This is a genomic window from Spirosoma oryzae (genome assembly GCF_003002825.1).
In the GTDB taxonomy this organism is placed as follows: Bacteria; Bacteroidota; Bacteroidia; order Cytophagales; family Spirosomataceae; genus Spirosoma; species Spirosoma oryzae.
Genome location: NZ_PVTE01000007.1, coordinates 281,724 through 296,579 on the forward strand (window position 1 = coordinate 281,724; position 14,856 = coordinate 296,579).

The following is a 14,856-nucleotide window of genomic DNA, read 5'->3' on the forward strand; positions in this document are numbered from 1 at the left end:
TCCCCGCTACGTGCGTTTCGCTATCCCACTGACCCGCTGTGACTACTGCCCGGCTACTGAAAGCTGAGGAGATTTCTTTTTAGTACCTATTCCGTTTACTTGTGCACCGTTTATTTACTAGCAAACTAAGCAGGCCGGCAAAGGCCCTGCGCCTGACTACCAGCTGGCTACTGCTGGCCGGTCTTTCGTCGACGAGTTTTGGCCAAACGACCTATTATGTAGCGGCCTCGGGTAACGATGGCAATTCCGGTCGGTCGAGCGACGCGCCGTACAAAACGATCGATAAAGTCAACAGCCTGTCGCTCCAGCCCGGCGATCAGGTGTTGTTCCGGCGGGGTGATACCTTCCGGGGAAGCCTTAAAATACGGCAATCCGGTGTCGCCAACCGGCCCATCGTGGTCGATGCCTTTGGCGAAGGGAACAAGCCCTTGCTGGCGGGCTCCATACAACTCAGCAACTGGAACAACATCGGAAACAACACCTGGCAGGCAAGCTGTTCGAGCTGCGGCAACGACGTAACAGGTGTGTACCGCAACGGCGAAGTGTTGCCGCTGGGGCGCTACCCGAATCTGAGCGATACCGAGCGAGGTTACCTCAATATCCAGTCGCACAGCGGCAAAACGCAGCTGACCAGCCGACAATCGTTACCCGGTAACTGGACGGGCGGTGAAGTCGTGATACGGCCGGTTCAGTGGGTACTCGACCGGGCGACAATTACCGGTCAGAGCGGGAACACGCTGTCGATGGCGGATAATGGAACCAAATACCAGCCGAACGATGGCTGGGGCTTTTTCATCCAGAAACATCCGGGTACGCTCGATCAGCCGGGGGAGTGGTATTATAATCCGTCCGACAAAACGATCCGGCTGTTCGATAACCAGAGCAACCCCAACAATCAGCAGATTACCGTAACCACGTTTTCGGAGGCTGTCAACCTGACCAATGTATCGTACGTGACGGTTCGTAACCTGCAAATCGCCGAAACGCTTACCACGGGCATCGCCGTCAACAATGGCTCGAACCTGGTGCTGTCGGGTAACGACCTGAAAAAGCTGGGTGCCGATGCGATTACCGCCGTCGGTTCGGGGAATACGCTGCTGATCGAGAACAACCTGATTCAGGATGTCAACAACAACGGTGTGTACGTCGGCCCCTACCAGAACGTGACGATCCGGGGGAACACGCTGCAACGCATTGCCATGGTGCCTGGCCGGGGCGGGAGTGGCGATGGTAGTTACACCGGCTTGCAATCCGTTGCGACGGCTAACGTACTGATTGAGAGCAACGTGCTGGATTACATTGGCTACAACGGTATCTCGGTGTTCAGTAACTCGACCATTCAGAAAAACGTCGTGTCGAACTTCTGTCTGACGAAAAGTGATGGCAGTGGCGTCTATTCGTGGAACGGCGACTATGGCAATCCCGGCGGTAACCGTATCATTTCCAACGTGATCTTCAACGGCCTGGGGGCGCCGGAAGGAACCGTGAACGACTTCTACGCCGGGGCCAACGGTATTTTCCTGGACGACTGCTCGAAGAACGCGGAGATCGTCAACAACACGACGTTCAACTGTAAATCGAAGGGGCTGCTGCTGCGCGGTACATCGAATGTCGTAGTGCGGGGAAACACCAGTTACAACAACGGTGAAGAGCAGATCCGGCTGGGCTACAACGAGCCCTGTGCCTTCCGCAACAACACGCTCCAGGACAATATCTTTGTCAGCCGGACGCCCAATCAGCTGGTGGCCGACTACGAATCGTATGCCAACGACCTGAATCAGTACGGGCCGTTCGACAACAACCGGTATATCAGTCCGTTTCAGGATGCGTTTAAAATTCAGGCCGTCTGGAACCCCGGTTCGGGCCTGACGGGTAAAGTACTGACGCTGGCGGAATGGCAGGCGCAGTGGAATCAGGACCGCAATTCCACCGGTAGCCCGTTTACCTACAAGCAGGAAGTGGTATCGCAGACGGGGGCTAACCGACTTAATAACTCGTTCTCCGACGGTACCAACGGCTGGAGTGTCTGGTCGCCAAATGGCAACGGACGCGTCGACTGGGACAATTCGAACCGGCTGGACGGCGGCTCGATGCGGCTTTGGTTTGCGTCGGCCTCGAATCAGCGCAACTCGTATTCGCTCGCCATACAGACTGTCGGGTCGGTGCGGAAAGGACAGGCCTATCAGTTACTGTTCGACGGTATTGCGTCGTCGGCTACCAAGCGGGTGCAGGTATACCTGCGGCAGCGCGTCGGCAGCTACCAGGATTTGTCTCCGCGCAAGGATTATGTGCTGAATACCAGCCGACAGGGGTACGATATCACCTTTACGGCTACGGCTGACGAATCTGACGCGATTCTGGTGGTGCAGACCGACGAAGACGGCCAGTCGGCCTGGCTCGACAATATCCGGCTGAATGAAGTGTCGCTGAGTCCCGTCAACCCGGACGATTACATCAAACTGGTATACAATACGACAGCGCAGACGAAAGTCGAGTCGCTAAATGGGGCATACCGCGACGCGAAAAACAACTCCTATAACGGGCAGGTCACGGTCGAGCCCTACGCATCGGTTATCCTGTTCAAAGAGGTCAACAACACCCCGACGCCCCCGCCGGCCGTGACGCTGCGCGATCCCGAAAATCCGGCGTCGACTACCAACGGGCTCGACTACCAATACTACGAAGGCAACTGGAGTGCGCTGCCCAACTTCGCTGCGCTGACGCCGGTCAAAACGGGTACGGCTGGGCAGGTAGACCTGTCACCCCGCAGCCGGGATCAGAACTACGGTCTTCGCTTCACGGGCTACATCAACGCGCCTGCCGATGGTTCTTACACCTTCTACACGACCTCTGACGATGGTACTAAACTCTATATCGGCAATACCGAGGTTGTGAGCAATGATGGGGTTCATGGCGATCAGGAACGGTCGGGATCGATTGGCCTGAAAGCGGGGAAACACGCCATCACGGTGGTTTATTTTCAGGGGGTGAACGGTCAGTCGCTAAGCGCCAGCTACAGCGGCCCCAGCCTCAACAAACAGGTAATACCAGCCAGCGCGTTCTTCCGCGTCCCGACAACGACACCTACCCCAACCCCATCGGGATCGGGCGTGTATCTGTCAGACCTGAGCTGGACATCGGTCACCAATGGCTATGGCCCCGTTGAGAAAGACAAAAGCAACGGTGAAGCCAACGCGGGCGACGGGCGGACCATCACCCTTAACGGGCAAACCTACACCAAAGGGCTGGGGGTACACGCGGCTTCGTCGATTAGCTATAACCTGGGTGGACAGTATACGCAGTTCATTACCGACATGGGGCTGGATGACGAGATTGCCAGCGTGGGTTGTGGGACGATCGAGTTTCAGGTTTTCCTGGACGGCAATAAGGTCTATAGCAGTGGAATTGTAAATGCAGCCACCGCAACTAAATCACTGGTGCTGGATGTGTCGGGCAAGCAAACGCTGACGCTGGTGGTTACCGACGGGGGGGATGGGGCTGCCTGCGACCACGGCGACTGGGCCGGTGCCCGACTGATTCCGACGGGTGGCGCAACAACGACGCCGGTAGCCGGCAACGGGTCCGGTACGGGGCTGCGGGGCGACTACTATCCGAATACAACCTTGAGCGGCTCGGCCGCGCTGACGCGTCGCGACGATACCGTGAATTTCGAGTGGAGTGATAGTTCTCCTGCAGCGGGCCGGGTAGGGACCGATAACTTCTCGGTTCGCTGGACAGGGCAGGTCGAAGCACCCGTTACCGGCAGTTACACATTCTACGCCACGACCGATGACGGCGTGCGCCTGTGGGTTAATGGTACGCAGCTTATCGATCAGTGGGTACCGCAGGGACCGACGCTCGTTGCGGGTAAGGTGCTGAATCTGACGGCTGGCCAACGGTACGACATTCGGATGGAATACTTCGAATACGGCGGTGGCGCTACGGCGAAATTGCTCTGGTTGTATCCTGGTCAGGGGCAACAGCCGATTCCGCAGGTACGGTTGTACCCGGCCAGTATGGGGTCGGGGCGGCAGGCCGTGGCGGAAGCGAGCCGGGCGACGGTGCTGGTATACCCCGTTCCGGCGCAGGAAACCGTTTGGATACGTTACGACGCGCCAACCGCCGGAACCGCGACGGTGCAATTAGTTAGTTTGGCCGGGCAAGCGGTGTTACAAACTGAGCAGGCCGTTACGGCTGGTGAAAATACTATCCGGCTAAACGTCCGCTCACTCAACCGGGGCAGTTACGTCCTGATGCTGACGCAGGGGAATCAACGGCAAACGCAGAAGCTGATACTCACGGAGTAACGTGATTGACGAAAAATCAAATGGCCAGTTCGCAAGCGCGAACTGGCCATTTGATTTGTGGAGTCGATGGTATAACCTGACGTATTGTGTAGCCGGTGTAGCCTAGACCTCCCGGTCTGGCAGACGCGATAGCGGCCAAAAAGGCTACCGCTTAATGTAGTTGGCCTGACGGCCTCCAGACCGGGAAGTTCAGGCTACACACTCCATAATTACTTAGGTTTCGCGAATACCGACGGATCGACGGGGGCGTTGATCAGCAGCTTCGTTACTTTCGCCGTGACGGTACCCGGCATACCGCCACCCGTCAGGGTCAGCGTGTACGGCAGGATCAGGCCATCCGTATTTTTGTAGTCAGCAAACATGGCCGAGCCGTTCACTTTCTGGCCCTGCACCGTGATGTCCGATTTAGTGCCGACCAACTGATAGTTGTTCGCGTCGACGTAATAGCTGTACGTACCTTCAGGCTTCGTGATTTTGATGTTGTAGACATCCTTGCCGTCCAGTTTTTCCTTGCCGACCAGTTCGTACGGCTGCTTGTTCAGTTTGGCGTAGGCCAGTTGCATACCCGTCGGCTCGGTAGTGGCTTTTTGTAGTTTCACCACATCCTCAGGTAAATCCTGCGCGGTGGTACCACCCTGCATCGGGTTGATCGCCCAGCCTTTATCGCCGTCGACCACCTGCGTAATGGTCTGTCCCATAACCGATATGTCGCTACGGGCGGATTTGCCAACCACAACCGACGTTTTGCCGACCAGGTCCATACCGGCAACCGACATGGTCTGTTCGTATTGCGCCGTTTTTACACCAGCGACTTTATCGGCACCACCCAGCGCCGTGATGTGCTTGGCAACGATTTCGTCGGCCGTCTGCGCGAACGACAACGCTGAGGTGCCCAGCAGGACGATCAGCGTATAGAGTTGTTTTTTCATGAATAAAGTAGTCAAACTAGGTCAGTAAAGGTAAGCAATACGGGCTCAAAGCCGGCGCGAAAATCAGCGGTTGTGGCCGAAATCGCAGCAACATTGGGGCTGGCTGGCAACTTTAGGGGGTAGGCGGCTTGCAGGGCTGACGGGTGTTTTTTACCTTCATCCGGTTTAACCCCTAACTTCCTGCAACCTCGATGCTCGCTTCAACCCGCGTAAAATTAATGGTGATGATGTTCCTCCAGTTTTTTGTCTGGGGTGCCTGGTACGGCCAGATGAGTAAATACATGCTGACGACGCTGCATGCGTCCGGCGATCAGGTCGGCAGTGCTTATGCTGCATTCTCACTGGCCATGCTGATTTCGCCGTTTTTCGTGGGTATGATTGCCGACCGCTACTTTGCCGCGCAGAAGGTACTGGGTGTGCTGAACCTGCTGGGTGCCGCGCTGCTCTACCTGATTACGCAGAACACCAGTCCCGATAATTTCTTCCTGCTCATACTGGGCTACTGCCTAACCTTCGCGCCCACGCTGGCCTTGACCAATTCCATTGCGATGCAGCAGATGAACGTGCCGGAGAAGGAATTTCCCCCAATCCGGGTACTGGGAACGGTGTCGTGGATCGTGGTGACGAACATTGTCGGTATCTACGGCTTCGGCGATCAGGTAACGATCTTCCAACTGTCGATGGTAGCCGCCATTGCGCTGGGGATTTTCGCCTTTTTCCTGCCTAATACCCCGCCTAAGGCAATCGTATCGACTTCATTCACCCAGATCATGGGGCTCGATGCGTTCAAGCTGTTTAAAGACCGGTCGTTCGCTATTTTCTTTCTGTCGTCGGTGCTGATCTGTATTCCACTGTCGTTCTACTACGCTATGGCCAACCCCTCACTGACGGATGGTGGCATGCAGAACGTCGAAAATAAAATGTCGCTGGGACAGGCGTCGGAAGTGATTTTTATGCTGCTGATTCCGCTGGCCTACACCCGCCTGGGCGTCAAGAAAATGCTGATCGTGGGGCTGGTTGCCTGGATTGTACGGTTTATCGGCTTCGGATACGGCGATGGCGGGTCGGGCGAGTGGCTGCTGTATCTGGCGATCATTCTGCACGGTGTCTGCTACGATTTCTTCTTCGTAACGGGCCAGATTTACACCGATAATAAGGCGGGCGACAAGATCAAATCGTCGGCACAGGGGCTTATCTCGCTGGCGACTTACGGCATCGGTATGGGGATCGGCTCGAAAATAGCGGGTATCGTGCTCGACTATTACACTCGTCCCGACGGGTCGAAAGACTGGCTTGGCGTATGGCTCGTGCCAGCTGGCATTGCCGCCGTCGTCCTTGTCCTCTTCATCGTCTTCTTCTCCGATAAAAAGCGCGTACTGGCGCAGGAGGATCAGTTGGCGGTGTAAGTGCCGGTACCTGTACCCCAGACCAGTTGGCCCGGCTACAGGTCTGGTGGCCGCCCGGGCCAACTGGTCAAGGCGTCTTTTCGGGCTTGATATAAAATGGCGCAGTGGGGGTATATGTAGCCTGGACCGGTCCGCCGGCGCGGGTCCACGTCCGGGTGCCCGTCAGGGCGACTGTTTCCGGCGGACGCTAACAGGCCGCTTCGCGTCCACCCGGACGTAGACCCGCGCCGGCGGACCGGTCCAGGCTACACTCACTCCCAATACACTACTTCTTATGGTATTTCGCCAGGATCGCCATGATCTTGTGCTGAATCTCGGTATTCTCGTAGACGCCCCGGAAGTCGAGCGAATGCGGGCCGTAGGCGAAAACCGGGACCATGACGGCTGAGTGATCGTTGGTGCTGAAATTGCCGTCAACGTAGCCGCGCTTGATATCGCCGTCGAGCAGGCTCAGGCCCCCCGTCTCGTGGTCGGCCGTGACGATGACCAGCGTTTCACCATTGCTGTCGGCAAACTTCATCGCTTCGCCGATCGCCCGGTCGAAATCCTGCATCTCCTGCACGACATAGCCGACGTTGTTGGCATGACCGCCGTAGTCGATCTGCGCGCCTTCGGCCATGATGAAGAAGCCCGCCGGGTTGCGGCTCAGTTCCTGCGTCGCCTTGTGAAGCGACGGCACCAGAAAGTCGGCCCGTCCTTTGTTCATCGCCACGACGGCGGAATCGTCGAGTAGTACGAAGGGGGCTTTCAGCTTGTTCAGGTCAGCAAACGTGTGGCTGGTCTGGAAGCCGCGTTGCCGAAGCGTATCGAGCACCTTTCGCTCATCGAAGTGGCGGTAGTTGCCCCCAATGAGAATCGAAACGGGACTTTGGAGAAAGTCGGACGCGATTTCGCGCTCGAACATGCGATCGGGCTGATGTGCGTAGAAAGCGGCTGGCGTCGCGTCGGTGATAGGCCCCGACGAGATGACAGCACTGGTCATCCCCCAGGGTTTGATTTGCACCGGAGTCGCCGGAATCGCCTTGCCCGTTGCATCGACACCGATCGCGCGGTTGTTGGTTTTTTCGCCCGTCGCCATGGCCGTACCACCCGCTGCTGAATCGGTAATGTAGGTGTCGGCCGAACTGGTTTTCGAGAAGCCGATATTCAGCATGTGGGCCAGATTCAGGTCACCCCGGTTACCGGTCAGGCCCGCGTAGATCTGCGTCAATCCCATACCGTCGCCGATCAGTAGAATCACGTTTTTGACCCGGCTGCGGCTGTCGTTGTTTCGATAGGTCGGCTGGTAGATAGTGTGTGGCTGATGCGCTTCCTGGTACTCAGCCGCCCGTCGGGTACTCAGAAACCGGCCCAGTCCCGCCAGGTTGTCGGTGTTGATGTAATCGACGCCCAGGTTCATCAGGGCCTTCCAGGTATTGACGTTGTCGGGCGTGGCCCAGAAGCGAATCTTTTTGCCCTGCTGATGCGCCTGATCGATGACGGCCTGAATCCGGTCCCGCTCTTTTCGGACAATCAATCCTTTACCATTCCAGCGCGTGTACGTTGGGAATGCCTGACTAATCAAGCCTACGTGGGCGAGCTGTTCGGGTGTGTAGGCAACACCGGGCCGACCGTCGAACTGAAGCCAGGTGGGGTACTGCGCAAACTGCTCGGGCTTAGGTATGTTGCCGCTGACCACGACCTGCACCGGTCCGTTCGGGCCAAAGACATCCGGATACGCGGCAAGCTGCTGCACCAGCAAGGGTAGCGATTGAGCGGCCGGCGTTTTCAGGTCGATCAGCCACTGTAGGCCGTACGGCGCGTCGGCGTAGGCTTTGCCTTTGTTGGTCCGCACCTTCCCGACGATGGGTTGAATATACAGGGCACTGAGGGTGCGGCTGTCGCTGATGTCGACGGAGTCGTGGGCTACGTAAAGCTGACCGTTTCGGGCATAGATGTCGGCTTCGATGGAGCCAAACTGCTGATCGTACGCCTGCCAGAACGGAATCGTGTGTTCATAGTCGTTGTGCGCGTGGGCCTGCGCCGGTGAATAAACGGGCCGATTCTGCGCCCAGCCTGCATACGTCAGGGTCAGAAAGAGACCCGTCAACACTAGTTTTTTCATGTAATGTCGCCCGTTTATCCGTCGGCCGATCCCGCAAAAATACCGCTCTGATTGCCCACCCGGCCCCGGCAGCCCGTGATTTAACAAACAGATAAAATGGGTATTGACAGGATTACAAGATTGGCAGGATTTTTTATGGCATGAGCGATGTGTTGAATAAATCCTGTCAATCCGCCCGGCGGCCCGGCTGTAATCCTGTCGAAAAACCTAGACACGGATGTAGATGTGCCGGCGATCGAGCCACCAGCCGGCAGCCCAACAGAGGAGCATGAAGCAGAGGGCGAACAGCAACGAGCCGATCGGGCCGGGGGCTACCGACTGAAAGAGTGCCGTATTAATGGCGTCGAACGCGCTAATACCCGGACCGACGGGGAGCATGTACAGGATAATGGCCAGCACTTCGGATAGCAGGTAAATGAACAGCGGATTTTTGCCGGGGATGACGAAGAAACGTGTCCAGTTGTTCCAGGTCCATTCCCGGACTTCGATGACATAAATCAGCGCCCCCATAATCAACAGGTCAAGACCGGTGGTGAGCAGTACGAACGAACTCGTCCACAGCTTTTTGTTGATGGGAAACACCAGATCCCAGGCGTAGGCTACGAACAGGAACAGAGCACCCGTCAGCAGTAGTTTAGCGATGCTTTCGTAGCCTTTGCCTTTGTTCTGAACAAACTTGCCGGCATAGTAGCCGACTACAACGTTCACGATAGCCGGTAGCGTGCTGAGCAAGCCTTCGGGGTCGAAAATCAGACCGTGGCTGTGGTACAGGTGCGCTTCGCCCAGCATAAACCGGTCGAGCCGTAGCACCGCGTTGCCGGTAGGTGTCAGCGGGTTCAGGGTGTCACCAAAAATTAGTAGTAGCCCCCAGTAGCCGACCAGAAACAGGACGCTTAGTGCGGCCACCGTTCGGAACGAAAAGAAGTAAACCAGCAGCGACGCGATCCCGTAGCAGACGGCAATGCGCTGTAGCACACCCCAGACGCGCGTATCGCTGAACGGGAACGGCAGGATGTCGCCGGTTGGGCTGAGCTTGAAAAACGGAAACCAGTACATCAGGTAGCCTAGCAGAAAGATCAATGCCGTGCGTTTGGCGACTTTCGTCAGTACGGCTCCGGTACCCAGCGCATGGTACTTCTGCATGGCGAAACTCATGGCGTTACCGACGACAAATAGAAACGACGGGAAGACAAGGTCGGTGGGGGTGAAGCCATTCCACTGTGCGTGGTTGAGTGGTCCGAATGAATCGGAACCGCTGCCGGGGGTATTGACAATAATCATGAAACAGACCGTCATACCCCGAAAGACATCGAGTGATAAAAATCGGGTACCAGTGTTGGCCATAAAGTCAGGGAGAAGGATTGTAAAGTGACAAGATACATTTTCTAGCCCAGACATCGAAACGTAGCCTGGACCGGTGCGTCGGCTATAGTAGCCTGGACGTCCACGTCCGGGTGCCCGTCAGGGCAACTGTTTACGGCGGATGCTGACAGGTCGCTTCGCGCCCATCCGGACCTGGAGGTCCAGGCTACTTAGTTACTACCACCGGCCGGTACTGCTTATACAGGGCTTTGGCAACGTCGACGGAACTGCCGGTGGGGGTCGTGGGATAGGGCTCGCGGCTGTTGACCCAGTTCCACTCCCAGTCGCGCATCTGCTGGTCAAAGGCTGTCAGGTCGAGCGGTTTGCCGGTTTTGAGGGAGGCCTGCGCTTTGTCGAAAAACTGCTGCCAGCGGGGTTTGTAGAAGCTACGTAACAGGCCTGACCATTGCCGGTTCGAATAATCGTGCAGCGGGCTGTTTTTGTCACCCCACAGTGTAATGAGGTCGCGGGCGTTCTGCTCATACAGTGCTTTCTCGGCGGGCGACTGTCCCCACGCCTTGGCCGATTCCAGCCAGCGACCCAGCAGAAAGTCGGAGCGGGTAGCCAGCAGCCGGTCCATGTCATCGATGAGTGTCAGGAACTGACGGCTGTGCTGATCGAGTGCCTTCGTGTCCTTGGCGTCATAGTCGCGGGCGCACTGCTGCTGGAGCGCGTTGGCATGGTTGGCTAGTACCTGTCGGGTGAGGTCGACGAGGTCGTAGCGGAAGCCATCGCTGGTTTGCAACGTATTGGTGGCGTTCAGAAAATGATCCCAGGCGGGCAACAGGTCAGCGGGAGTATAGTTCAGGGTCGTCAGCGTGCGGTGGCCGTCTTTGGCGAACGTCGGGCGGGCCGAAATGATCGATTCGGGCGTTCCTTCCGTCAAACCACCGTTATACACCGTTTTGCGGAGAATCTGCCAGGCAGCTTCTGCGTCGGCGTTGACCTTGCCGTAGCGCCGGTGGGCGTAGTCGTTGAGCCAGCTATCGAGCTGAATGGGCTGATCGCGCCAGACGTTGTCAAGCATCAGGGCAAACAGGGCGGGATTCTGTTCGATGCCTTCGGGCGTCAGGCCAATACCCCGCAGTTTACCCGCGTTGGGGTCGTGGAGCGCGTTGGCCGGGTCGTTGGCGACGTTCTCCATACGCCCGAACATGCCGATGTTGCCGCCGAAATTCTGCAGCATGCACCACAGCCACGGTTTGCCGTAGTAGGCTTTTGTGTCGCGCCAGGCGGGTTTTGTTTCGCTCCAGAGATCCAGAATCAGCATCTTGTCGTCGGGAACGCCACTCAGCAGGGCGCGAATCTGCGGTTGCTGCCAGAACTTGGCCTGGTAGACAAACAACCAGCCCTGCATGATCCAGACGGCTTTTGGGTCGACTGCTGCCATGGCCTGATACACTTTGCTGCCTGCCTGCGCCAGAAATGTCGAATCGTTGGTCGGCGGGATGTTTTCGTTGAACGTATCGGCGGTGTACAGGTGATCGGTCCCGAACGTTTTGATCTCTTCCTGAATAAACCGGCGACCAATTTCGGGGAACAGCGGGTCTTCGGGGTCGAGGATGAAGACGTCGTCGAAGCCGGCGTCCCAGTTCGTGCGTTTTACGTTGGCTTTCGGAAACTTGTCCTTGAAGGCGGGTGGTACGTGACCTGTGAATGCCGGCAGAATGGGTGTCATGCCGAGTTCGCGCTCACGGGCCAGAATCTGTTTTTGTAACGCTTCGTGCCGTTCCATGAACGAGTGCGGCAGCGGACCGCCCCAGCCGTCGATGTTACCCATCCAGAACCAGTTGAAAAAGGTCGGTCCGCTGTAAAAGCTTGCCAGGTCTTTGTCGGTCAGTCCCATGCTTTTGTACACCCGGTCCCAGATCGAATTCTGACCGGTAATCGCCAGCGGCAGGTTGATACCGTTGAGTGCCATCCAGTCGATTTCCTGTTGCCAGCGGGGCCAGTCCCACCAGCTCATGGTGTAGTTGAACGTGCAGTAGTTGAGGTAGTACCGGTATTGATAGGGTGTGGTTTTGTGTACCTTTTTCGGTACTACCGGCAGGGGGCTGGGCAGATTAAGATTCGTTCCGTTCCAGCTAATGTCGCAGTGGGCGTACTCGTTGAGGTAATGCTTGAGCGCGCTGGCTACCGACACGCCGTTGTTGCCCCGCAGCACGATTTTTCCGCCCTGACTTTCCAGTTCAAACGCATCATGATCCCCATCTTTCGGAATCGGAGCGATGGTGAACTGTTGCGCGTGACTCGGCAGTATTCGTTTGATGAGCGCGTAGGTCGCGCGTTCGTCCAGCCCCGGCGTCGCTGACTGGGCTTGTGTTAGGTTGGCAATACAGAGGGTGATTAGGAATAGCGATAATCGTAGGGGCATAATTGGGAGGGTTAATGTAGCCCAGACCTCTAGGTCTGGTAGCCGCAAGGCTAATTGCGCCGAGCGAAAACTTTATAATGATTGGCCAACTACTCAATATGGCAACTCTATTGGCCGCTTCGCGTCCTCCAGACCGGGAGGTCTGGGCTACACAGCACCGGTCTAGGCTACATTACCGCAGCAAGCGTAGGGACAGGTTGGGCAGGACCAGCGTACGATGGGGTGATGCGGGGTCGTGGGCCTGCCACTGTACCGTTGTCGCCGAGCCACCTGATAGTGTTACTGGTCGCAGATCCTGCTGGTAAAGCAGTTGAGAAATGCCGTAGTCGATACCGATAGGCATTGTTTTCTGGAAGTTGTTGAACGTCTTCACCAGCAGTTGATTGGCTCCTTTTTTCAATGGCAGCAATACGACGTCGCGCTGCTCCGGTGCTTTCGCCGGGTTGTTGCGTAACAGCAGGGTTTGTCCGTTGAGCATGACCAGCACGCCGTCGCCACTCGTGATGCGAACCAATACCCGCCGATCGGCGGGTGCAGTGATGGTCTGGGTGACGAAATAAGCGGTGGTCAGGTCGGCGGGGAGGGTGTAAACGGGACCGTTTTTCCAATCGGTCATGGCCTGCCACGATTGGCCCTGTACCGGTTTTTTTAAGTCGACTATCCCGTTTTTTGCTGGCCCTCCTTCAATCCCTGACTGAATAGGGCCGAGTTTGTAGAGCGGTCCCCACGTCAGCGTAGCCGGGTCGACATCGAGTTCGGCCGGACTATCGCCCGTAAGCTTTACCGTCTGCGTCGCGCCGTTGATCGTCAGGTCGATGGACTGGCCTTTTTCTTCATCGGAGAACAGCAGCAGCGGACGATAGGTACCGCCTTGTTCGACCTGTAGCGTCCACGATTCGGCAATGGTACTCTGGAACCGCGCATTGTAGTCGACGCCTGAGTTGCTGTAGTGCTTGTACGAGTTGGCGTGGGTCAACCGGGTCGTGTCGGTGAGCGGAACGGGATTGTACGGGCGTACCCGGTAGCCATTGGTAAACTCGACGGCGACAACGCGGATGGTCTTACCTGCTATGAACCCGGCGGGCAGGTTGATACCCAGGCCATCTTTGCCCCGAACGGTTGTGAGTTTGACATTCGGTTCGCCCAGCACCGACACCTGCTTAACCGTACCGCTCAGCCCCGGCAGGGTAAGCTGATTCCCGGCCGGCTGACTCATCACGTGCAGATAAAGCTTGTTTGGTCGGCTGGTAATGCTACCCCACGCAAACGACTGATAGAAGGGATCGGCCGACGCGCCGTAGATTGCTTCCCCGTTTTTCGCCAGCCACTGGCCGATTTGCAGCAGCACGTCGCGTTCGTAGGGTACCACCGAACCGTCGCCTTTGGGGCCGATGTTGAGCAGGTATTTTCCGCCCCGGCTTACGACCCGAATCAGGCTGGTCAGCTTCTCGTGTTCTTTTTCGGCTTCCGGTACGCGTTTCTGCCACGAGCGATATCCCCAGGTTTCATCGAAAAATGAAGCGGGCGACTGCCAGGGTACGCCAATCGTGTAGTCGGGTTCCTGGTTGTCGCCCATGACCGTAAAGTCGCCCATGTCGTTGCCGATACGGCTACCGATCAGGCAGTTGGGTTGGAGTTTGTGGACGAGGTCGCGCATTTCACGGCTCTGCGTTTCACTCATCGACCCCATGTCGAACCACAGTTCCGAGACCGGTCCGTAATTGGTCAGTAGTTCGGTGATCTGCCGTTTGTTATAGTCGTGGTGCTCCGGCGTAATGGGGTCGGAGTTGTGGCTCGAAATGGGGGACGCCTGCGGGTAGTGCCAGTCGATAAGCGAGAAATACAGACCGAAACTGGTGCCGTTGCGTCGGCAGGCGTCGCTGAGTTCGCGGATAATGTCACGGCCGTACGGTGTGGCATCGACCACGTTGAAATCGGTCGTGGCGGTTTTGAACATGCAGAAACCGTCGTGGTGCTTGCTGGTAATGACGATCGATCGCATGCCGGCCCGTTTGGCAAGGCTGGCAATCGAGTCGGCGTTCCAGCGCGTCGGGTTGAACCGCCGGGCCACCTTGGCGTAGGTGTCGCTGTAGATACCGGCATGGGCCTGAATCTGCTCGCTCAGTCCCACCGTCACGGGCTTATCGTTCCAGACACCGCCCAGCACGGAATAGATGCCCCCGAAATGGATGAACATCGAGTATTTCTGGTCGCGCCATTCGCGCAGGGCGTTGGGGGCAATCTGGGCAAAGCCGGCGAGGGCGTAGCCGGTGAAGAAAAGGGTTACGATGAGCGTTCTCAGCACAGCCATGGCTGGTTAGTGGTTTAGTTGAACGGGCAAAATAACCCATTCAGCCGGGATTGTAGCCGTGTA

7 protein-coding genes are annotated in these 14,856 nt (G+C 57.1%); 2 read left to right on the top strand and 5 right to left on the bottom strand.

The features are described from left to right. The first annotated feature begins 101 nt into the window (after window positions 1-101). Complete coding sequence (locus CLV58_RS10505; RefSeq protein ID WP_106137746.1) at window positions 102-4,307, top strand: NPCBM/NEW2 domain-containing protein; 4,206 nt, start codon at window positions 102-104, stop codon at window positions 4,305-4,307. Window positions 4,308-4,516: 209 nt separating this feature from the next. On the opposite strand, the gene CLV58_RS10510 is transcribed toward CLV58_RS10505, so the two are convergent. Further along, window positions 4,517-5,236, bottom strand: a complete 720-nt coding sequence (locus CLV58_RS10510; protein WP_106137747.1) for a LolA family protein — start codon at window positions 5,234-5,236, stop codon at window positions 4,517-4,519. A 191-nt stretch (window positions 5,237-5,427) separates the two neighbouring features. Between CLV58_RS10510 and CLV58_RS10515 the strand changes: the two genes are divergently transcribed. Then, window positions 5,428-6,642 (top strand): nucleoside permease, encoded by a 1,215-nt coding sequence (locus tag CLV58_RS10515; protein ID WP_106137748.1) that lies wholly within the window; start codon window positions 5,428-5,430, stop codon window positions 6,640-6,642. 265 nt (window positions 6,643-6,907) lie between these two features. On the opposite strand, the gene CLV58_RS10520 is transcribed toward CLV58_RS10515, so the two are convergent. The 4 genes from CLV58_RS10520 to CLV58_RS10535 all read right to left on the bottom strand — a co-directional run bounded on the left by CLV58_RS10520 (window position 6,908) and on the right by CLV58_RS10535 (window position 14,793). Next, window positions 6,908-8,746 (bottom strand): alkaline phosphatase, encoded by a 1,839-nt coding sequence (locus tag CLV58_RS10520; protein ID WP_106137749.1) that lies wholly within the window; start codon window positions 8,744-8,746, stop codon window positions 6,908-6,910. Between the two features lie 207 nt (window positions 8,747-8,953). Continuing rightward, window positions 8,954-10,090 carry an acyltransferase family protein gene (locus CLV58_RS10525; RefSeq protein ID WP_106137750.1) on the bottom strand — a complete coding sequence of 379 codons (1,137 nt, stop codon included), beginning with the start codon at window positions 10,088-10,090 and terminating at the stop codon, window positions 8,954-8,956. Between the two features lie 184 nt (window positions 10,091-10,274). Further along, window positions 10,275-12,482, bottom strand: a complete 2,208-nt coding sequence (locus CLV58_RS10530) for an alpha-N-acetylglucosaminidase (protein ID WP_106137751.1) — start codon at window positions 12,480-12,482, stop codon at window positions 10,275-10,277. 172 nt (window positions 12,483-12,654) lie between these two features. After that, on the bottom strand, window positions 12,655-14,793 hold the full coding sequence (locus CLV58_RS10535; RefSeq protein WP_106137752.1) for an alpha-L-fucosidase: 2,139 nt from the start codon (window positions 14,791-14,793) through the stop codon (window positions 12,655-12,657). Window positions 14,794-14,856: the final 63 nt, after the last annotated feature.